Raw genomic sequence first — 21,737 nt, forward strand, 5'->3', positions numbered from 1 at the left:
TTAGTAACCTCCTCGTGTTTCTTCATACAGCCATTGTGCAGCATCTTTTGCAAAGTACGTTAGAATGAGGGTTGCTCCAGCACGTTTCATACTGACAAGTTTTTCTAATACAATTGCTCTCTCGTTCACCCAGCCATTTTGTGCTGCTGCTTTAACCATCGCGTACTCTCCACTAACGTTATAAGCCACTATCGGCACATTTGACATTTCTTTGACATCACGAACAATGTCTAAGTACGACAAAGCTGGTTTAACAATGAGAAAGTCTGCTCCTTCTTCTAAATCAGACGTCGCCTCTCGCACTGCTTCTTCACGATTAGCTGGATCCATCTGATACGTTTTACGATCACCAAACGCAGGCGCACTATTTGCTGCATCACGAAACGGACCGTAAAAAGCTGAAGCATATTTCACAGCATATGACATGATTGGAACATCCACATAGCCTGCTTCGTCTAAGCCCTTACGAATGGCAGCTACAAATCCGTCCATCATATTTGAAGGTGCAATGATATCAGCGCCGGCTTCCGCTTGTGAAACAGCTGTTTTCACTAAAAGGGTAAGGCTCTCGTCATTCACAACATCCCCTTCACGGATAATGCCACAATGTCCATGATCTGTAAATTCGCATAAACACGTATCTGCAATGACAAGCATATTAGGAAACGCTTCTTTTATCTGTCTTGTTGCTTGTTGAATGATGCCATGACTCGCAAATGCCTCAGACCCAATTTCATCTTTATGATGGGGCAAACCAAATAAGATAATGGCACGAATCCCTAATTTTTGCACTTCAGCCACTTCATCATTTAAACGATCTAACGAATATTGAAACACCCCTGGCATTGATGGAACTTCTGTCTTTTTATTTGTTTCTTCCGTTACAAATAAGGGATAAATAAAATCATTTGCTGAAAGCGTCGTTTCCCTCACCATTTCGCGAATAGCCGCTGTTTTTCTTAGTCTTCTATGTCGCTTAAATGTTACGTTCATGTTTGTGTGCCTCCTCTATAAGCATGGCCTTTACTAGTCCATTTGTTGAATAAGAATCTGCTGTCACCGTTGGGGTTAGCCCTAATTGAATAGCACGCTCATTTGTTCTCGGTCCAATACACGCGACTTTTCGATAAGAAATCGTACATGCTTCCATAACAGCTCGCAAATGAGTTGCTGTAGATGGACTTGTTAACGTTACATAATCAAAAACTAGATTTGGCAAAGCTTTCGCTTCCCTAATGGCTTCCTTAGGCATAATCGTATCATAGGTAGTTAGAGCTTCAACGTTAATGCCCTTGTTCTTTAATCCATAAATAATGGTTGGCTTTGCCAATTGACCTCGCACCACTAGCACACGTTCTTCTTGTCCAACCACCATCTGTAACAAACGCGCCAACGCTTCACCATCTTGAATCTTCGGAACAACAGACGTGTGATAGCCGTATCGCTCAATTTCATGAGCCGTTTGTACACCAACTGCTGCCATTTTCGCCTTTAAGGGTTCACCTTGATAGGTAGAAAAAAACGAACGTACACCATTGACACTTGTGAAAACAAGCCAGTCAGCACGAGCTGCTTTTTTAGTAGATTCAACACCTACCGGTCGAAAGACAATTTTAATTAAAGGTAAGAAATAAGGAGTTCCACCGTACGCTGTAATTAAATCAGCAAACTGTTTTGCATCCTTTTCCTCTCGCGTTAGCAGAATGTGCTTGTTTCGCAGAGCGAGCATCACTCTAAACTCTCTCTCACTTTATTTAGAATGTCTTCAGCCCCTTGTGCAGATAACTGTTTTGCCAAGTCCGTTCCTAACTTTACTGGATCGTCTCCTGATGCCGTTTCTTTTAATAAAACCTCTCCATCTGGAGAACCTACTAAGCCGGTTAAAGTAATCGTACCGCCTTTTTCCACTGTGGCATAGCCACCGATTGGGACTTGGCACCCGCCATTTAATGTATGAAGAAAAGCACGCTCTGCTTGAACGGCAGATGCTGTTTCTTCATGATTTAACAATTGTAAGAGACGATTCACCTCAGCATCCTCTTTACGCCCTTCAAGCCCTAACGCCCCTTGACCAATTGCAGGAACACATTCATCTGTTTCTAAATAATGTGTGACAGCCGATTTGGCATAGCCTAATCGATTTAGTCCAGCAGCAGCAAGAACAATCGCAGAAAACGATTCTTCTTTAAGTTTTCGCAGCCTTGTCTCAACATTGCCTCGAATCCATTGAACGGAGAGGTGCGGATAACGGTGCAAAATTTGGGCTGATCGACGCAAACTACTCGTCCCAATAATAGCACCAGCTGGTAGCTCACTTAATGGCACGTGATTTTCACTGATAATGGCGTCTCTTGGATCTTCTCGATCGGTAATGGCTCCAAGCACAAATTCAGGCAACATTTCTGATGGGACATCTTTCATTGAATGAACGGCAATATCAATTTCTCCAGTGCGTAACGCCTCTTCAATTTCCTTTACAAAAAGGCCCTTACCGCCAACTTTTGAAAGGGTAACGTCTAGTATTCGATCTCCTTTTGTTACAATTTCTTTTATTTCAAATTGATACGGGACATTTAATTTCTTAAATTGCTCAATAACCCATCTTGTTTGGGTCATCGCTAAATTACTTCTTCTTGTACCAAGTACAATTGTTCTCATGCTCTTCCTCCTAAAATCATAAAACCATTATGTACAGTTTCGTTCTAAAAAGAAAAAGCGCAATCGATTGACGCCTTTGTGGAAAACGTTCACTAGCTCAAGACCTTCAGCTAGTAACATTCCCACTGGAGTCGTCGCCTGATGCGCTTTTAACTCTCCTTATTCGCTCATATGGAAATACAACAGTCGGTTACGAGCGCATAGCAACAGTGCCTTCAATCTCGCTATAGGACTCACTTTCTTGTTTCCATAGTGCCTTCATATCATTTTGGCGTTCGCGTTCTTTCTGTTCTTCTAGCGTCTCTTCTAACGCAAAGATATCCGTAAACAGCTGTAGCGATAATTGGGCATCAGGCTCAGCTGCTAATTCTTTTACCTTCGTTAGCGGATCACGAAGTAGTTGATTCACTATACTTTTTGTATGTTTACGAAGAACCTTTAATTCTCGATCGGTTAAATGAGGTAATTTCCGTTCAATACTAGACATGGTATCACCTTGAATTTGCAATGCTTTTCCACGTAAAGCTGTAATGATAGGAACAACGCCTAATGTGTTTACCCACATATTGAACTCAACAATCTCTTCCTCAATCATTAAAGAGATTTTTTCAGCTTCGCGTTCTCGTTCTTGCTTGTTCGATTCAACGATATGTTGCAAATGATCAATGTCGTATAAGTGAACATTTTCCCATTCGTTTAAGGTTGGCTCGACATCACGTGGAACCGCAATATCAATAATGAATAACGGTCGCTCCTCTCGGGAACGTAAAGCATTTTCCGTGTTCTCTTTTGTTAATACAAATTCTCTTGCTCCTGTAGAGCTTATGACAACGTCTGCACGCTTCAACTCTTCTTCTAAATGATGAAATGAAACGGCTTCACCACTAAATCGACCGGCAAGATTCTCAGCTTTATCAACACTTCGATTCATTACCACAATGGAAGCGGCTCCATTCGCGTGTATATGCTTTGCTGTCAGCTCACTCATTTCACCTGCGCCAACAATAAGGACACGTTTGCCTTCAAAACTACCAAAAATCTTTTTACCAAGTTCTACGCCAGCATAACTAACCGAGACGGCTTGAGAAGAAATGGCCGTCGAACTATGCGCGCGTTTTCCTAAAGTAATCGCTTGTTTAAATAGCTGATTAAAGACAGTACCTGTTACTTGTAAAGATTGGGCGAGTTGAAACGCTTGCTTAGCTTGACCTAAAATTTGCGTTTCACCAATAACCATTGAGTCTAGGCCACAGGCTACTCGAAATAAATGTTCAACTGCATGATCATTTTCTTTTATTGTTAAATAAGCTGTTAATTCATCTTTATGAATGGAAAACCAGTTTGCTAAAAACGTTTTTGTGAAATGCCTTCCGGTATGAATTTGATCTGCTACAACATAAAGCTCAGTGCGATTGCAAGTTGATAGAATCACACACTCCATAATGCTCTTTGATGAGCGCAGTTGGGCAAGAGCCGCCGGCAACTGGTCTTCATCAAAAGCTAGCTTTTCGCGAATTTCCACCGGGGCAGACTTATAGTTCACTCCTACGACAATCGTATGCATTTAAAAAGCCCCCTAAAGCTACGTTTCCAATCTCTTACTTCTACTTTATCCAATTCTCATTATATCATGCCTAAATTATAACATGTCTAAATAAGGACTCAAAATTTTTTTGTGAACAATCCTAGACAATCCAGACAGTGAAAAAAATAAGCAGTGCAAGCACTACTTATTTTTCGTTAATTGGAGATGGGATTGAATCGTCTTCCAGGCTTCTTCTTTTCCATACCCGGTTTCAGAGGAAAACAGTAACAAAGGATCTGTTTCCTCCCGATCAAGCTCTTTACTAATGATACTTAAATGCTTTTGCCATTTTGATCTAGAGATTTTATCCGCTTTTGTAGCAACTAAAATGACGGGAATTCCGAAATGCTTCATCCAATTGTACATTAGCTTATCGTCCTCTGAAGGCTTATGGCGTGCATCAATTAATTGTAACACCGCTTTAAGCTCTTCTCGCTCTGATAAGTAGGTTTCAATCATTTTTCCCCAAGCTGCACGTTCGGTCTTCGACACTTTCGCATAACCATAGCCTGGTACATCTACAAAATAAAGGATTTCATTAATCTCGTAAAAGTTTAATGTTTGCGTTTTACCAGGTTGACCTGATGTTCTGGCTAATCCTTTTCGATTAAGCATCTTGTTAATAAACGATGATTTCCCTACGTTTGAGCGACCTGCAAGGGCAAGTTCTGGTAACCGATTTACTGGATATTGTTCAGGTTTGACAGCTACATGTTCTAGTTCAGCTTTTACTACTTTCATTTTTTATCTTCACTCTCATTTAATGCGACTTTCAAGACTTGATCAAGATGTTCCACTAAGACAATTGTCAAATCATCACGAACACTAGCTGGAATATCGTCAATATCTTTTTCATTCTCTTTTGGAATAATAATGGTTGTTAACCCAGCACGGTGTGCACTCATCGCTTTTTCTTTTAGACCACCAATTGGTAATACTCGACCTCTTAGCGTAATCTCTCCTGTCATACCTACTTCACGCTTCACTTTTCGACCAGTAAGAGCAGAAATTAACGCTGTTGCCATTGTAATTCCTGCTGATGGCCCATCCTTAGGGGTCGCCCCTTCTGGAACGTGAATGTGGATGTCTGTTTTATCGTTAAAGTCGGTTGCTATAGAAAGCTCTTCTGACCGAGATCGAATATAACTAAACGCTGCTTGTGCAGACTCTTTCATGACGTCTCCTAACTTTCCAGTCAAGGTTAATTTCCCTTTCCCTTTAACAGCGGAAACTTCAATCGAAAGCGTTGTACCACCTGCGGCTGTGTAGGCTAGACCAGTTGCTGCACCAATTTGATCTTCTTGCTCTGCCATGCCATAGCGAAACCTTGGCTTTCCAAGCATCTCTTCTACTAACTTTTCCGTTACCGTTACACGTTTTCGATCTTCCATAACGACCATTTTAGCAGCTTTACGACATGTTGAGGCTAATTGACGCTCTAAGTTTCGAACCCCAGCTTCACGGGTGTAATGTCGTATAATTTTCGTTAGAGCCTCATCTTTTACAGGTAGCTGGCTTTTGGTTAAGCCGTGCTCTTTTACTTGCTTAGGAAGCAAATAATTTCGTGCGATTTGTTTCTTTTCAAGCTCTGTGTAACCAGGTATAGAGATAATTTCCATTCGATCCAATAGTGGCCCTGGAATTGTACCAATATTATTTGCCGTTGTGATAAACATAACGTTTGATAAGTCATATGCCTCTTCAAGATAGTGATCGCTAAACGTATTGTTTTGTTCTGGATCTAATACTTCAAGTAAGGCAGAGGCTGGGTCTCCTCGAAAATCATTTGCCATTTTATCAATTTCATCTAATAAAAAGACCGGATTAATCGTTTCTGCCCGTTTCATCCCTTGAATCAGTCGCCCTGGCATAGCTCCAACATAAGTTCGACGATGACCTCGAATCTCCGCTTCATCACGCACCCCACCTAAAGACATCCGCACGAATTTTCGATTTAACGATCGTGCAATAGACCGTGCAAGGGATGTCTTTCCGACTCCTGGAGGTCCTGCGAGGCAGAGTATCGGGCCTTTCATTGAATTCGTTAACTTTCTAACAGCCAAATATTCAAGTACTCGCTCTTTTACTTTTTCTAAGCCGTAATGATCTTCATCCAGGATTTTACTCGCTTTTTTCACATCAAGCTGATCCTCTGTCTGTTTCGTCCATGGTAATTGAATTAGCCAGTCAAGGTAGTTTCGCAGGATGGAGCTTTCTCCAGCATTAGCTGGCATTTTCTCATAGCGACTTAGCTCTTTTATCGCTTTTTCATACACGTGTTCAGGCATTTCCGCTGATTCTATTTTTTCTTTCAACTCAGCAATTTCGCCTGTTTTCCCTTCACGATCCCCTAACTCTTTTTGGATGGCCTTCATTTGCTCGCGTAAGTAATACTCTTTTTGTGTTTTTTCCATTGATTTTTTTACACGTTGGCCAATCTTCTTTTCAAGACCTAATACTTCTTGTTCATTACCAAGAAATTCAATCAGCTTTTGCAATCGTTCTTTTACATCAATAAACTCAAGTAACGTTTGTTTTTGAGATAATTTTAACGTTAAATTCGCTGCTATTAAATCAGCAAATTGCTCTGGCGCTGTTGTTTCCTTCAAAGTCGCAAGGGTTTCTTGTGAAGCGCGTTTTGATTGTTTGGAGAACTGATCATACATGGAAAGGAGCGTACGCATTAATGCTTCTGTTTCTGTATCAGCTTTACCATCTTGCTCAAATAATTGAATGTCAGCAACAAGAACATCTCCATGGTCATGAAAACCAGTAAGTGAAGCTCGTTGTAATCCCTCAACTTGAACACGCACCGTTCCATTCGCTAATTTCGTTGATTGAACAATTTTAGCAAAGGTACCAATTCTATATAAATCTTCTTCCGTCGGATCTTCTTTTGTTGTTTGTTTTTGTGTAGCTAAAAATAAAAATTGATCGTTTTGCTTGGCTTCTTCTAATGCTTTTACCGATTTTTCACGACCTACGTCTAAGTGCATAATTGCCCCTGGGAAGATTAATACACCACGCAAAGGAAGGAGCGGAACTCGGCGTTCTTGATATTGGTCAACCATCCGCATGACACCTCCGCCTTTATCTTTATAAAAAATTCATTATGTCTAATCATCTTATTTCTATGCTAAAAAACAAAAACGATGATACACACAATGGAGAAAGCGTCATTCTCAGTAGAGTGACGCTTTCAATCATTCATTTCCGGTTTGTTAACCATCTACTCATTTTAGCTCACGAAGTGGTTTGTTGTCCATTATTTAGATTGGTACAGCTCCTCCTGTAGAGAAGGTTTGGGCAGGTATAACATTTTCTGTGCTTTCTTCCTGAATTAACGCAAGTTGAAACACTTCGTCAAGGGTTGTTACTGCAATGACGTCAATGCCATCGATTTCTTTTAAAATCGCTTGTTCATTTTCTTTTGGAATAATAACGGTTTTTGCACCAGCTAATTTAGCTGCTTTCACTTTTGCAATCACTCCACCAATGGGCTTTACTTTTGCATGAATACTTAACTCACCAGTCATCGCCACTTCGTTGGAAACAGCCATTTGCTTTATGCCAGAATAAATACCAGTAGCAATAGCAATCCCAGCTGATGGACCATCTACTGGCGTTCCTCCTGGAAAATTCACATGAATATCATAGTCATTTGTCGGTATACCTTTTCTTTTTAAAACCGATATAACATTTTCAACAGATGAACGAGCCATGCTTTTTCGTTTAATCGAACGAACTTGCGATCCAGATTGTTCTTCTTCTGCAATACCTGTTATCGTTAATTTACCATGCTGCGCATTTTCATGCACAAGCACTTCAATTTCAAGCAATGCTCCGCTTGTTGGTCCAGTTACCGCTAAACCATTTACTAAACCAACAACTGGCTTTTCATGGATTTGTCGCTCTGGACGAGGAGCCATCTGACTAGAATGGGCTACCCATTCAATATCTTTAAGCTGTACTTCTTGCCTTCCATCAGCTCGAGCAGCGCCAACAGCGATTTGCAACATATTCACCGTTTCTCTTCCGTTTGTTGCATATGAAGCCATTTTCTTCGATGCCTCATCGGTTAACGTCATTGCAGCTTTTTTAGCAGCCCGCTTAGCAATTTCTTCGATTTCACCCGGGTCTAAACCGCGAAAAAAGACTTCTAAACAGCGAGAGCGAATCGCTGGCGGCATCTCTTCCGGCTGTCGTGTTGTAGCAGCTATTAAACGAAAATCAGCAGGCAAACCACGCTTGAATATATCATGTATATGAGTAGGAATTTGATCGTTTTCTGAACTGTAATAGGCACTTTCAAGAAACACTTTACGGTCTTCTAACACTTTCAATAATTTATTCTGTTGAATCGTGTGTAGTTCGCCAATTTCATCAATAAATAGGATACCACCATGAGCCTTTGTGACTGCTCCTGGTTTCGGTTGTGGCACACCAGCTTGCCCCATTGCACCGGCCCCTTGGTAAATAGGATCGTGTACAGAACCAATTAGAGGGTCTGCAATTCCTCTTTCGTCAAATCGTGAGGTAGCACCATCTACCTCTACAAATACAGCTGTTGATTGAAATGGAGAGTGATTGCTTTTTTTTGCTTCATCTAACACTAAACGTGCTGCTGCTGTTTTTCCAACACCAGGTGGTCCGTAAATGATAACGTGTTGCGGATTAGCTCCACACAATGCCATACGCAATGTTTTCAAACCGTCTTCTTGCCCAACGACTTCTGATAATGATTTTGGACGTACTTTTTCAGCTAACGGTTCAGATAATCGAATGGAGCGAAGTTTTTTCATTTTATCTAATTCCACTTTTGATTCTCGATCAATATACGTTTTTTGACTCCGCTGGTTTTTTAATAAGTTCCAAAAATAAACACCAATAATAACACCAAAAAATAATTGGACAAATAATGCAATTGTCGTAAAACCCATCTGTTTGCCTCCTAATTGTTCTATTGACGTTAGTATGACCTTGAGACAAGACGTTAGTCGAAAACGGTCAAGCGCATTATTTCCAATTCTAAACACGATGCAAAAAACCACGTTGGTTAAAGACCAACGTGGTTTCTACTTTATGCACTTTCTTTCGGCTTATTAAGGGTTAACTCTGTGCCATCTGCTGATTTAATAATCGGCTCTGCACCGTCCGTTATACAACCTTCATGGATAATACATTTCACTGCATCTTCTCTAGATGGAAGGTCGAACATAACATCAAGCATAATGCTCTCAATAATTGAACGGAGTCCACGAGCACCTGTCTTACGTTCGATTGCTTTTTTGGCAATTTCTTTTAACGCTTCATCTGTAAACTCTAATTCAACATCATCAAGTTCAAGCAGTTTTTGATATTGTTTTACGAGAGCATTTTTAGGTTGCGTTAAAATTTCAACTAGCGCATCTGTATCAAGTGGCGCTAGACTCGAAATAATTGGGAGACGACCGATAAATTCCGGAATCAATCCAAATTTCAAAAGATCTTCAGGAAGTACTTTTGATAGGTACTCACCTGGTTTTAACTCTTCTTGTTTTGAATCGTCGGAACCAAATCCAATAATTTTCTTTCCTAAACGGCTTTTAATAATTTGTTCGATTCCATCAAATGCGCCCCCACAAATAAACAGCACGTTTGTTGTATCAATTTGTATAAATTCTTGATGAGGGTGTTTTCTACCACCTTGTGGTGGCACGCTAGCAGTTGTACCTTCAAGAATCTTCAGCAACGCTTGCTGAACACCTTCCCCTGAAACATCACGGGTAATAGATGGATTCTCAGATTTTCGAGCTACTTTATCAATTTCATCAATATAGATAATACCTTTTTCAGCTTTTTCCACATCATAGTCAGCTGCTTGAATGAGTTTTAGTAGGATGTTTTCTACGTCTTCACCAACATAACCAGCTTCCGTTAACGATGTAGCGTCAGCAATCGCAAAAGGTACATTTAAAATACGTGCAAGAGTTTGTGCAAGAAGGGTTTTTCCGCTCCCTGTAGGTCCAATTAACGTTATATTACTCTTTGCTAATTCAACATCCTCGGAACGTGCCATTGAATTAATGCGCTTGTAATGGTTGTAGACGGCGACGGCAAGAGATTTCTTTGCATCTCGCTGGCCGATAACATAATCATCAAGAATGACGCAAATTTCACTAGGTTTTGGAATTTCTTCTAATTCAACCTCTTCTTCAGTCCCTAGTTCTTCCTCAACGATCTCTGTGCAAAGCTCAATACACTCATCACATATATAGACTCCAGGCCCAGCTACAAGCTTTCTGACTTGATCTTGAGTTTTACCGCAAAAAGAACACTTAAGCTGTCCTTTCTCCTCGTTAAATTTAAACATAACCTCACCCCTTACAGGATTTCTTTTTTTCCATGATTTGCTCATAAAAGCTTAATGTCAAATCATTTTAGCATAGACTAATTCAACAAACTAGAGATATGCATTTTATGTATGAGCTAGAGCAATCACTACCCTTACTCTTCCCTCTCAGAGTACAATTCAAGCTTGATTGTAAAAACCCTTCTTTTTCAGCTACTATCATTTTGTTCAAATTAGCAAACAATCATACTATACTTATGAATAAAAGCGGACATTCATGTTACGTATCGCCGTATAAGGGAAAAAGGTACGGGTGTTATGCCCGCACCTTTTACATTAAGCTGTTGCTTCTTTACTGTGATCAACGAGTACGTCAATCGCTTTACGCATTTTCAAATCGCCTTTAACTGTGTCAAGACCACCTTGCGCAGAAAGTAGTGCTTTGATTTCATCAGCAGAACGCTGGTACATCTCAGCCATTTTTGAAATTTCTTCTTCTACCTCTTCATCAGAAACTTGTACATCTTCTACTTCAGAAATAGCTTCAAGTGTTAAATTCACACGAACACGCTTCTCAGCATCTTCTTTGAATTGATTACGCATATCTTCTTCTGTTTGCCCTGAGAATTGGAAATACATATCCAAATTCATACCTTGAGCTTGTAAACGTTGACCGAATTCTTGAAGCATACGATCCACTTCAGTATTAACCATTGCATCAGGAACAGTAATATCAGCTTGATCCGCTGCTTTTTCTAATAACGCATCACGGACAGCATTTTCTGATTCTGTTTTTCTTTGCTCTTCAAGCGTCTTACGCAACTCAGCTTTAAGCTCATCCAGTGATTCAACATTTTCGTTCGCATCTTTTGCAAACTCATCATCAAGTTCTGGAAGCTCTTTACGTTTTACATCATGAATTTTCACTTTGAACGTTGCTGGCTTTCCAGCTAGATTCTCTGCATGATACTCTTCTGGGAAAGTTACTTCTACTTCTTTTTCATCTCCTGTTTTAAGACCAACTAGTTGTTCTTCAAAACCAGGAATGAACGAATTAGAGCCAATTTCAAGTGAATAGTTTTCAGACGTTCCACCTTCAAAGGCTTCACCATCTGCATAGCCTGCGAAGTCAATAACAGCTGTATCGCCGTTTTGGATTTCGCCATCTTCAACAACAACAAGTTCAGCGTGACGCTCTTGAAGTTTTGTTACTTCTTCTTGAACATCTTCATCCGTAACTTCTGCACTTGGCACCTTGACTTCTAAACCTTTATAGTCACCAAGTTTCACTTCTGGTTTAACCGTTACAGTTGCTTTAAATACAGCTTTTTCGTTTTTACCAATTGATTCAACATCTACTTCCGGACGATCAACAGGGAAAATTCCTGTTTCTTCAACGGCATTTGAGTATGCCTCTGGTAACATTAAATCAATAGCATCTTGATAAAGCGATTCAACGCCAAATTGCTTTTCAAAAAGACCTCTTGGCATTTTTCCTTTACGGAAGCCAGGTACGTTTACTTTTTGCACAACTTTTTTAAATGCTTTATCTAAAGCGTCGTTGACTTTATCTGCTTCAACTTCAAACGTTAAGACGCCTGTATTTTGTTCTGTCTTTTCCCAATTTGCAGACATAATATTTCCCTCCAACATGTAATTTCTACACTACTTTATCACGTTTTTGACAACCATTCCATTATAACATATCGAATGAATCTTTCAATGTCTTCCTTCTTATAAAATAAGGTTAGATGTATTTATGTTGTTTCTACTATAATAAAAACCCTCAAGCCTATGTATGAAACCACTCGTTTTGATTTTGAGCTTCTAGTAAAATATCCTGCTCCAACGCTTCAATTTCATCTGAAGCAGAAAGAACATCAAATCGCTCACATTCATAACATTCCATCATTGTCGTTTCATCTGTTTCAAGGCCAAGTTGTTCCGCAGCAACTAAATGAAATGCACAAGCCCAAGCCTTTGGATTTTCTGGATTAAGTTCAAATGGATAGGTCATAAGCAAGTATGTATGGTGTAGTTGTTTTGCCATATGTAATAAAGTTGGATCTTCTTGTTCGAGCTGGTCTTCTAAAGCTTTTCTTATCGCCTGATCTACCTGTCTTTCACCTGGCTCTTCAAGCTCACTAGGGGTTACAATAACCACTTGATGATCTCGTTCATATCGTAATGGCTTACGGTCGCCCCATTCATGTAACAACTGTAACGCATATGTACGCATAAGAGGGTTCGTTTGTTTATTTAGTACGAAGCTCCTAATCTCATCCGTTAAATCGGTTAGTCCAAGCTTACGAACGGTTTGCAATGCATTCCATTTAGCTGGTTCGTTTGCTGCGTGAAGCCCTGCTTTTAATTCTAACATTGTTTCTTCTTGATTTTGTTTAGACAAAGATGCTTCACTATACTCATTTGATTCACTCATTTGCCGACTGAAATGAAGCAGTTCATAGAAGGTTTCTGCATCCTTTGCAGGAATTTTATCTTCACTTAGTACAGCTTCTAGTAAGTGAACGACTTGATCGTAACGAGATAGTTGAACAAGTAATGACACATGTACTTGTAAGATTTCAAAGTAATGACCAATTCCTTCATTTAATAACTTTTCTGTCTCCATAACAGCTTCCTGCTGACGATTTAATTCAATTAAGCTTAGTACAGTCCCGAATCTCGCTTGCGGATCCCCTTGATCATAAGAAGAAGCTTCTGCAAAAAGCTGGTATGCCTTTTCTGCATGCTTTTGCTTTAATTCATTCATTCCTTCTTCGACCAAACGCTTTACCAAGCCAGGAAATAAAATGATCTTATCTTCTCCTTGCTTTTTATCTTTCAATTGTTATCGCCTGCCTTCTCTATATGCCTACTTTAACACGCCTTCACTCTCTAACAAAAGTTCCCCATGTTTTTATTCGTTATTCCTTCCCTAATCCCTTTCATTCAAAACATTAAAGAAGCTCCTTAGTGTATGACTAAGGAGCTTAAATGAAAGAATTTCTAAAAAAACGACTGTTTTCAAGTAAATATTGAATGGCTTTGGCTACTACTGACTCGTGTAGGAAGCTTCAAAATTTGTAATGTGCTCTTCTAGCTTCAGCGTTAAGTCAATTTCATCCCATCCATTAATAAGCATCTTTTTCCAATGAGGATCAATTTCGAATGAAGATTCGATACGATCACCGATAACTTTTTGCTCAAGCAGATCAACTGTTATGTGACTCTTCCCTTCATTCACTAGTGTCATCCATGTTTTTACTTCTTCATCAGATAGACGAATAGGTAGTAAGCCATTTTTCACGCAATTGTTGTAAAAAATATCGGCAAAGCTTGAAGCAATTACTACTTTAAAGCCGTAATCATATAACGCCCAAGGTGCGTGTTCTCTTGATGAACCACAGCCAAAGTTATCACCACTAATTAAGATACTTGCGCCTTTAGCAGATGGGTGATTTAATTCAAAATCTGGATTCTCTTTTCCTTCTGCTTCATAACGCCAATCATAAAACAAAAATTGTCCAAATCCAGTTCGTTCAATTCTTTTAAGAAACTGTTTCGGAATAATTTGATCGGTATCAACATTTACACGATCTAATACCGCTGCCTTGCCTCTATGAATGCGGATCGGGTTCACTTCGCATCACTCCTAACATCAAATGTTCGCACGTCGACAAAATGCCCGCTCACTGCAGCCGCAGCTGCCATTGCTGGACTCACTAGGTGTGTACGAGACCCTTTTCCTTGTCGCCCTTCAAAGTTACGGTTTGACGTTGATGCACACCGTTCCCCTTCCGGTACCCTGTCTGGATTCATACTAAGACACATACTACAGCCAGAACTGCGCCAATCAAAGCCTGCGTCTTTAAAGATTTGATCAAGTCCTTCTGCTTCAGCACGACGCTTTACTTTTTCCGACCCTGGTACAACAATCGCCGTTACATCTTGATGAACATGTCTGCCTTTTACGATGCGAGCAGCTGCTTCAAGATCGCTAAAACGGGAGTTCGTACAAGATCCGATAAAAACATGTTGGATGGAAATATCTGTTAGAGCCGTATTCGGCTCTAGCTCCATATAAGCAAGTGCCTGTGCAATGGCACGCTTTTCATTTTCTGAAGAAGCATATTGTGGATCTGGAACAAAAGAAGAAATAGGAGCTCCTTGGCCAGGATTTGTTCCCCACGTCACCATTGGCTCTATTTCACTTGCATCAATCGTAACCGTTCGATCGTATGTTGCATCAGCATCTGTGACTAGTGAGGACCAATATTCAACCAGCTCTTCAAATGCCTCACCCTCAGGAACACGACTTCTGCCTTTTAAATAGTCAAACGTTACGAGATCCGGGCTAATTAAACCTGCCTTTGCCCCTGCTTCGATAGACATATTGCATATCGTCATTCGCTCTTCCATAGTCATCCCACGAATAGCTTCACCAGTAAATTCAATGACGGAACCAGTGCCTACATTCACACCAAACTTTGAAATGATCGCAAGGATCACATCTTTTGCAGCAATGCCAGTACCTAATCTCCCTGTAATATGAACTTGTAACGTTTTCGGTTTTGACTGCCACACCGTTTGAGTAGCCAATACATGCTCGACTTCACTCGTGCCAATTCCAAATGCCAACGCTCCAAATGCACCATGAGTCGAGGTATGGCTATCTCCACAAACAATGACATGTCCAGGCTGCGTTAAACCAAGTTCTGGTCCAATTACGTGGACAATTCCGTTATCTGGATGCTCCAAATCAGCAATTTCAATACCAAATTCACGGCAATTATCTGCTAATGTTTCCATTTGTAAACGGGCAATTTGATCTTGTATATCGTAACGATTAAAAGTCGGTACATTATGGTCCATTGTTGCAAATGTACGCTCTGGTCTTCGCACCTTTCTATTTGCGATTCTTAAGCCTTCAAATGCCTGTGGTGACGTCACTTCATGAACCATATGCAAATCAACATAGAGCAAATCCGGCTGATTCGATTCTGATACGATCGTATGTTTCTCCCATATTTTTTCGATAATTGTTTTTCCCATACATGCTCCTCCTAAGAGTGAATTGCTACTTTTATTTCCTTAATGACTGCTTTCGTCATTTCTTCCGTCGAGATTGCATTGGCATTCGTTAAATCAGCTGTACGATATCCTTTTAACAACACTTGATTGATTGCTTGTTCAATACAATCTGCTTCTTCTAACAAACCGAAGCTATATCGTAGTAGCATCGCAGTCGATGCAATTGTCGCTAAGGGATTGGCTTGATTTAACCCAGCGATGTCTGGCGCTGATCCATGTACTGGCTCATATAAGCCAAAGGCCGTTCCGTTTAAACTAGCAGAAGGGAGCATTCCTAGCGAACCAGTAATCATTGACGCTTCATCACTTAAAATATCACCGAATAAATTTTCTGTTACAAGAACGTCAAATTGCTTTGGCTGGCGTATAAGCTGCATAGCAGCATTGTCTACAAGCATATGTTCCAGTGTTACCGACGGATAGTGAGTGGCTACTTCGTTTGCACATTCTCGCCACATTCTGCTGGACTCAAGAACATTCGCTTTGTCGACTGACGTTACGTGCTTTCCTCTAATTTCAGCAAACTGGAAAGCCCGATGTAATAAACGTTCAATCTCACTTTTTTTGTACACAAGCGTGTCAACAACACCCTCTTCACCATCAATGGTGCGACGCTCTCTTGGCTCTCCGAAATAAATACCACCTGTTAACTCTCGGACGATGAGAACGTCAACACCACTTACTACTTCTGGTTTTAAAGTGGATTCTTCTATTAAGGCATCAAGGGCTTGCACTGGTCGCAAATTAGCATAGAGATTTAATGCTTGTCGAATGGCAAGCAATCCTTTCTCCGGTCGCAGATGAGGTGGGTGCTGATCCCATTTCGGTCCCCCTACTGCGCCCAGTAAACAAGCATCAGATGATTGACAACGTTCAATTGTTTCGTCTGGGAGTGGAACACCCGTTGCATCAATGGCGGCTCCGCCTATTAAGCCCTCTTGGAATTCAAATTGGTGTCCATATAAATCCGCAATGACTTGGAGTACTGCTTTACCTGACTCGACAATTTCAGGACCAATACCATCACCAGGTAGTGTTGTAATTTTTTTTATCATTTTGTATCCTCCTACCCAACCGTTGATGGTTCTTTTTTTCGTTTTTCCTCATTTAACATACGATTTACAGCATGCAAATAGGCTTTAGCTGATGCTTCTAAAACGTCATGTGCGACACCTCGGCCGGACTGGGACTGCTCCTCTTTAGACAGTTTTACGTGTACTTCAGCTAACGAATCCTCTCCTTCTGTTATGGATTGAATACGGTAGTCTGTTAAACGATATTCATAGTCTGTTAGCTTTGCTAGCGTATTATAAATCGCTTCTACACTTCCAGATCCTGTGCTCGCTTCAGTTATTTCTTTATCTCCTGATTTAACTAGCTTTATTGTCGCTGTTGGTGTTTGATTTGTCCCATATGATACTTGTAACGCTTGGAGGCTGTATGTCTGAACTTGTTCGTCTTCCCCTTGGTCAATCATGAGTGCGTAGAGATCGTCTTCTGTAACAGTTTTCTTTTTGTCCGCCAGTGTTTTAAACGACTGAAACAACTGATTCAATTCATCTGCAGTGCCTTTAAAACCTAATTCTTTCATTTTTTCTTGAAACGCATGCCTTCCAGAATGCTTCCCTAAAGGATTTGAAGACGTTGCTCCAACAAGCTCTGGCGTAATAATCTCATATGTTTCTTTATGTTTTAACATTCCATCTTGGTGAATACCTGATTCATGCGCAAATGCATTTGAGCCGACAACTGCTTTATTTTTTGGAATTGGCATGGAAGTGTAGCGACTAACTAACGCACTCGTTCGTTTTAGTTCATTAAGCTGAATATTTGTACCCGTCTTATAGAAGTCTGAACGGATATGCAAACCAACCGCAATCTCTTCAAGGGAAGCATTACCTGCTCGTTCACCGATACCATTAATTGTACATTCTACCTGTCTTGCTCCTCCCTGAACGGCCGCAAGAGAATTCGCTACACCCATTCCAAGGTCATCATGATTATGAGTAGACAATATAGCCCGATCAATATTCGGAACGTTTTTAGTCATATATTCAAATAATTCGGATATTTCCTTTGGCATCCCATAGCCAACTGTGTCTGGTAGGTTAATCACAGACGCACCAGCATCGATGGTTGCTTCAATTATTCTAGCAAGAAATGTCCAATCAGACCGACTTGCATCTTCAGCAGAAAATTGAACGTAGGGGAATTTTTTTGCTGCATACTTTACACTCTCAACTGCTCGCTCCACAACCTGTTCTGGTGTAAGTTTTAATTTATATTGCATATGAATTGGTGATGTTGCTAGAAATACATGAATACGCGGTTCAGCACTTTGTTTTAGCGCTTCCCAACAAGCATCAATATCTTCTTTCTTTGATCGTGCTAACCCTGTTATAGACGAATTCTTTATTTGGGTAGCTATATCTTTTACAGATTGAAAATCACCTTGTGAGGAGGCTGGAAATCCAGCCTCAATGATATCTACTCCCAAACGCTCTAGTTGGAATGCAATGTCTAACTTTTCTTTATGGTTAAGGTTTATTCCTGGAGATTGTTCTCCATCCCGCAATGTTGTATCAAAAATTTTAACCTTGCCCATGGTTAACGGCTCCTTTTTTTTGTTTTGATTGCTTAACAAATGGCATCATTTCGCGAAGTTCACGACCAACAACTTCCAATGGGTGATTTGCTTCAGCAGTATTAATAGCGTTATATTCTGGACGGTTTAACTTATTTTCAAGAATCCATCCTTTAGCAAACTTCCCTTTTTGAATGTCATCTAGGATCGCTTTCATTTCTTTTTTCGTCTCATCTGTTACAATACGCGGACCTGCTTGGAAGTCACCCCATTGAGCTGTATCCGAAATAGAATAACGCATGTACTCTAATCCGCCTTCATACATTAAATCAACAATTAATTTAAGTTCGTGGAGACATTCAAAATAGGCAATTTCTGGTTGATAGCCTGCTTCGACTAACGTTTCGAAACCAGCTTTCACTAGCGCCGATGTCCCACCGCACAATACAGCTTGCTCTCCAAAAAGATCTGTTTCCGTTTCTTCTTTAAACGTCGTTTCCAACACACCTGCTCGGGCAGCTCCGATTTGTTTCGCGTATGCAAGAGCAATGTCTTTAGCTTCTCCAGTTGCATCCTGATAAACAGCGATTAAACCTGGTACACCAGCACCTTCTGTGAAAGTACGACGTACGAGATGCCCTGGTCCTTTTGGTGCAACAAGAAATACGTCTACATCACTTGGAGGCACGATTTGATTAAAGTGAATGTTAAATCCGTGTGCAAATACTAGTGCTTTTCCAGGTGTAAGTTCACTTTCAATAGAAGCTTTGTAAACTTCCGGTTGTTGTTCATCTGGAAGGAGAACCATGATTACTTCTGCTTTCTCCGCCGCTTCTTGAACAGGAAACACATTGAAACCATCTTCTTTTGCTTTTTCCCAAGATTTCCCTTGACGTAAACCAACAATTACATCGACGCCTGATTCTTTCAAATTTAAAGCATGCGCATGACCTTGTGATCCGTATCCAATAATTGCTACTGTCTTTCCAGTTAAAAATCCTTCGTTAACATCACCATTGTAATAAACTTTTGCCATCGTCAATCTCTCCCTTTTTTTAATAAATAAGTGTTAAACGCGACGTATCATGTTGTGATTTTACGCTGCGATTTATGGCTGTAACGCCTGTTCTTGCAATTTCTTGTATGCCATAGGACTTAATCAATTCAATAAATGCTTCGACCTTATCCGTGTGACCCGTTACTTGAAGGGTTAATGAATCTCTCCCTACATCGATGATTTGTGCTCGAAATGTCTCAGCAAGTGATCCAATTTCTGCCCGTTGTTCAGGTGTTGCGGCTATTTTGATTAAGGCTAGCTCTCTGGATACGGTTGCTTCTTCAGTAACATCTTTCACCTTTAAAACATCGACTTGCTTATGGAGCTGTTTCATTACTTGTTCAACATTTTCCATCGCATCAGCAACAACAACAAATGTCATTCTTGAAACAGTGGGGTTATCGGTGACACCAACAGTGATGCTATCAATATTGTATTGGCGTCTCGCAAATAAACCTGTAATTCGATTTAGTACCCCAGAACGATTCTGAACAAGGACGGTGATGGTTCGTTTCACAATGGCTCAACCCCTTCCATACAGTGATGACCTTGACCTGGACAAATCATGGGATAGACATTTTCTTCTTTTGCAACACAAACTTCCAGTAATACGGGACCTTGATGGTCAAATGTTTCTTTAATTGCATCTGATAAATCTGAACGCTTTTCAACCTTAATGGCTTTAATATCATAAGCTTCTGCCAATTTAGAGAAGTTAGGTTGAATAGGGAACAAAGAATGCGAATAACGTTCACCATGAAATAATTGTTGCCATTGTCGTACCATTCCGAGGGAAGCGTTATTCACAATGACTATTTTTACTGGGAGCTGCAATTCTTGCAGGATGGACATCTCTTGTAAGGTCATTTGAAATCCTGCATCACCTGTAATCGCGATAACTGGAAGTTTAGGCTCAGCGATTTGTGCACCGATTGCTGCTGGAAATCCAAACCCCATCGTGCCTAGTCCGCCACTAGTAATCCATCGATTCGGTTTATTGAATGAGAAATATTGAGCTGCCCACATTTGGTGCTGTCCCACATCGGTGGTAACAATAGCTTCTCCGCCTGTATGTTCATAAAGTCGCTCTATTAATTCTTGTGGTTTAATCACTTCTTTATCGAGCTTATACCATAATGGAAATTCTTTTTTCCAATGCTGCGTTTGTTCTCGCCATTGATCATGATGTGCATATGGATGAACATCGCCTTCCAATAAAAGTGTTAAGGCAGCTTTTGCGTCACCTACTACTGGAATTTCAGCAGGAATATTCTTTCCAATTTCAGCTGGGTCGATATCAATATGTGCAATTTTTGCATTGGGGGCAAAATGTTCTAATACACCCGTTAAACGATCATCAAAACGTGACCCAATATTCAAAAGAAAGTCTGCTTCATGCAAGGCCATATTTGCCGCATACGTGCCGTGCATGCCTCCCATTCCAAGATGATTTTCATTATTTCCCGGGTAAGACCCTAAACCAAGCAACGTTGATACAAGAGGAATGTTTGTTTTTTCAACAAAGGAAGTCAATTCCTCAGATGCTTGCGCGTGAAGCACTCCAGCTCCAGCAAGTAGAACCGGTTTCTTAGCTTCTTGGAACGATTCCAGAACCTTTCGAATTTGCTGCTTATTCGGTCTTGCATTCGGTTGATACCCTGGTAAATAAACTGGCTTGTCGTAGGTAAAAACCCCCATTTGCTGTGATATATCTTTTGGTAAGTCGATTAATACTGGGCCCGGTCGACCACTTTGAGCAATATGAAACGCTTCTTTAACCGTTTGTGACAATTCTTCAATGGAGCGAATTTGATAATTATGCTTTGTTATCGGCATGGTAATACCTAGCATATCTGCTTCTTGAAAAGCATCTGTACCAATTACTTTCGTTCCAACTTGACCAGTAATGACAACAAGAGGAAGTGAATCAATCATTGCATCCGCAATGCCCGTCACTACATTTGTTGCACCAGGCCCTGAAGTAACAATGCATACACCGGGCTTCCCTGTTACCCTTGCATAACCTTCTGCTGCGTGAATGGCACCTTGTTCATGCCTTGCTAAAATGTGATTGATCCCGAGCTTATAAATTTCGTCGTACGTTGGAAGAATTGCCCCCCCTGGGTAGCCAAAAATGACATCTACTTCTTCCTTCGCCAAAGACCTTAATAAAATTTCTGCTCCAGTACAAGGCGCATTCGTTTCTTTAGTCGTTTTGTTCTCATCTTCTGTTTGTTCACTCGCATGTAGCATGCATTCTCTCTCCCTTCCCTCTTTTATATAAAAAAAGAAAGACCTTCTCAAACCCCATGTATGATTATCATACAAGGGGCGAGAAAGTCTCTCGCGGTACCACCCTTATTCACTAATATTAGAATTAGCCTCATTTTTTTGTTAACGAATGGTGGTTCAACCATCCGACAACTCC

Annotated in this window: 17 protein-coding genes and 1 other annotated feature (1 of these 18 running past the window's edge); all 17 genes read right to left on the reverse strand. The window is 40.5% G+C overall.

Features of this window, described 5'->3' with window-relative positions; all coding sequences use genetic code 11:
• The 17 genes from hemB to ilvB all read right to left on the reverse strand — a co-directional run bounded on the left by hemB (position 1) and on the right by ilvB (position 21,562).
• The gene (hemB, locus tag E2L03_RS03645) at positions 1-993 is read right to left on the reverse strand and encodes a porphobilinogen synthase (protein WP_055736272.1); all 993 of its coding nucleotides are present in this window, start codon (positions 991-993) and stop codon (positions 1-3) included.
• Complete coding sequence (locus E2L03_RS03650; protein WP_134258581.1) at positions 977-1,729, reverse strand: uroporphyrinogen-III synthase; 753 nt, start codon at positions 1,727-1,729, stop codon at positions 977-979. Before E2L03_RS03650 ends, hemB begins: the two co-directional genes overlap by 17 nt.
• Positions 1,729-2,658, reverse strand: coding sequence for a hydroxymethylbilane synthase (gene hemC, locus E2L03_RS03655; RefSeq protein ID WP_055736270.1), 930 nt, complete (start codon positions 2,656-2,658; stop codon positions 1,729-1,731). Before hemC ends, E2L03_RS03650 begins: the two co-directional genes overlap by 1 nt.
• Positions 2,659-2,848: 190 nt before the next feature.
• Complete coding sequence (hemA, locus tag E2L03_RS03660; protein WP_055736269.1) at positions 2,849-4,222, reverse strand: glutamyl-tRNA reductase; 1,374 nt, start codon at positions 4,220-4,222, stop codon at positions 2,849-2,851.
• A 162-nt stretch (positions 4,223-4,384) separates the two neighbouring features.
• Positions 4,385-4,984 carry a ribosome biogenesis GTP-binding protein YihA/YsxC gene (gene yihA, locus E2L03_RS03665; protein WP_038481663.1) on the reverse strand — a complete coding sequence of 200 codons (600 nt, stop codon included), beginning with the start codon at positions 4,982-4,984 and terminating at the stop codon, positions 4,385-4,387.
• Positions 4,981-7,314, reverse strand: a complete 2,334-nt coding sequence (gene lon / locus E2L03_RS03670; protein WP_038481666.1) for an endopeptidase La — start codon at positions 7,312-7,314, stop codon at positions 4,981-4,983. Before lon ends, yihA begins: the two co-directional genes overlap by 4 nt.
• Positions 7,315-7,512: 198 nt before the next feature.
• Positions 7,513-9,183 carry an ATP-dependent protease LonB gene (lonB, locus tag E2L03_RS03675; RefSeq protein WP_055736267.1) on the reverse strand — a complete coding sequence of 557 codons (1,671 nt, stop codon included), beginning with the start codon at positions 9,181-9,183 and terminating at the stop codon, positions 7,513-7,515.
• Between the two features lie 140 nt (positions 9,184-9,323).
• A complete protein-coding gene (clpX, locus tag E2L03_RS03680; protein WP_035395947.1) occupies positions 9,324-10,595 on the reverse strand; it encodes an ATP-dependent protease ATP-binding subunit ClpX in 1,272 nt (423 codons plus the stop codon).
• A gap of 315 nt (positions 10,596-10,910) precedes the next feature.
• Positions 10,911-12,209 (reverse strand): trigger factor, encoded by a 1,299-nt coding sequence (gene tig, locus E2L03_RS03685; RefSeq protein WP_134258582.1) that lies wholly within the window; start codon positions 12,207-12,209, stop codon positions 10,911-10,913.
• A gap of 157 nt (positions 12,210-12,366) precedes the next feature.
• Positions 12,367-13,422: a hypothetical protein gene (locus E2L03_RS03690; protein WP_134258583.1), complete on the reverse strand. Its 1,056-nt coding sequence runs from the start codon at positions 13,420-13,422 to the stop codon at positions 12,367-12,369.
• Positions 13,423-13,629: 207 nt separating this feature from the next.
• On the reverse strand, positions 13,630-14,217 hold the full coding sequence (leuD, locus tag E2L03_RS03695; protein WP_038481679.1) for a 3-isopropylmalate dehydratase small subunit: 588 nt from the start codon (positions 14,215-14,217) through the stop codon (positions 13,630-13,632).
• Positions 14,214-15,629: a 3-isopropylmalate dehydratase large subunit gene (gene leuC / locus E2L03_RS03700; RefSeq protein WP_038481682.1), complete on the reverse strand. Its 1,416-nt coding sequence runs from the start codon at positions 15,627-15,629 to the stop codon at positions 14,214-14,216. Before leuC ends, leuD begins: the two co-directional genes overlap by 4 nt.
• Before the next feature lie 11 nt (positions 15,630-15,640).
• Positions 15,641-16,723 (reverse strand): 3-isopropylmalate dehydrogenase, encoded by a 1,083-nt coding sequence (leuB, locus tag E2L03_RS03705; RefSeq protein ID WP_095150486.1) that lies wholly within the window; start codon positions 16,721-16,723, stop codon positions 15,641-15,643.
• Between the two features lie 11 nt (positions 16,724-16,734).
• Positions 16,735-18,273, reverse strand: coding sequence for a 2-isopropylmalate synthase (locus E2L03_RS03710; protein ID WP_038481688.1), 1,539 nt, complete (start codon positions 18,271-18,273; stop codon positions 16,735-16,737).
• Entirely contained in the window at positions 18,260-19,288 is a 1,029-nt protein-coding gene (gene ilvC, locus E2L03_RS03715) for a ketol-acid reductoisomerase (protein WP_038481691.1), read from the reverse strand. The genes E2L03_RS03710 and ilvC overlap by 14 nt, the downstream gene beginning before the upstream one ends.
• Before the next feature lie 19 nt (positions 19,289-19,307).
• Positions 19,308-19,826: an acetolactate synthase small subunit gene (ilvN, locus tag E2L03_RS03720; RefSeq protein WP_038481695.1), complete on the reverse strand. Its 519-nt coding sequence runs from the start codon at positions 19,824-19,826 to the stop codon at positions 19,308-19,310.
• Complete coding sequence (gene ilvB / locus E2L03_RS03725; protein ID WP_055736264.1) at positions 19,823-21,562, reverse strand: biosynthetic-type acetolactate synthase large subunit; 1,740 nt, start codon at positions 21,560-21,562, stop codon at positions 19,823-19,825. Before ilvB ends, ilvN begins: the two co-directional genes overlap by 4 nt.
• A gap of 71 nt (positions 21,563-21,633) precedes the next feature.
• Positions 21,634-21,737, reverse strand: a binding site (T-box leader) (it continues 121 nt past the right edge of the window).

Origin of the sequence: Shouchella oshimensis, assembly GCF_004375095.1 — a bacterium.
Lineage (GTDB): Bacteria > Bacillota > Bacilli > Bacillales > Bacillaceae_D > Shouchella > Shouchella oshimensis.

Bases quoted from the DNA above. Each gene is read 5' to 3' on its own strand.
- ilvB (WP_055736264.1), bottom strand. From the start codon at position 21,562: ATGCTACATGCGAGTGAACAAACAGAAGATGAGAACAAAACGACTAAA.
- tig (WP_134258582.1), bottom strand. From the start codon at position 12,209: ATGTCTGCAAATTGGGAAAAGACAGAACAAAATACAGGCGTCTTAACG.
- leuB (WP_095150486.1), bottom strand. From the start codon at position 16,723: ATGATAAAAAAAATTACAACACTACCTGGTGATGGTATTGGTCCTGAA.
- leuC (WP_038481682.1), bottom strand. From the start codon at position 15,629: ATGGGAAAAACAATTATCGAAAAAATATGGGAGAAACATACGATCGTA.
- clpX (WP_035395947.1), bottom strand. From the start codon at position 10,595: ATGTTTAAATTTAACGAGGAGAAAGGACAGCTTAAGTGTTCTTTTTGC.
- hemA (WP_055736269.1), bottom strand. From the start codon at position 4,222: ATGCATACGATTGTCGTAGGAGTGAACTATAAGTCTGCCCCGGTGGAA.
- ilvC (WP_038481691.1), bottom strand. From the start codon at position 19,288: ATGGCAAAAGTTTATTACAATGGTGATGTTAACGAAGGATTTTTAACT.
- lonB (WP_055736267.1), bottom strand. From the start codon at position 9,183: ATGGGTTTTACGACAATTGCATTATTTGTCCAATTATTTTTTGGTGTT.
- E2L03_RS03650 (WP_134258581.1), bottom strand. From the start codon at position 1,729: ATGCTCGCTCTGCGAAACAAGCACATTCTGCTAACGCGAGAGGAAAAG.
- yihA (WP_038481663.1), bottom strand. From the start codon at position 4,984: ATGAAAGTAGTAAAAGCTGAACTAGAACATGTAGCTGTCAAACCTGAA.
- E2L03_RS03710 (WP_038481688.1), bottom strand. From the start codon at position 18,273: ATGGGCAAGGTTAAAATTTTTGATACAACATTGCGGGATGGAGAACAA.
- hemC (WP_055736270.1), bottom strand. From the start codon at position 2,658: ATGAGAACAATTGTACTTGGTACAAGAAGAAGTAATTTAGCGATGACC.
- hemB (WP_055736272.1), bottom strand. From the start codon at position 993: ATGAACGTAACATTTAAGCGACATAGAAGACTAAGAAAAACAGCGGCT.
- lon (WP_038481666.1), bottom strand. From the start codon at position 7,314: ATGGTTGACCAATATCAAGAACGCCGAGTTCCGCTCCTTCCTTTGCGT.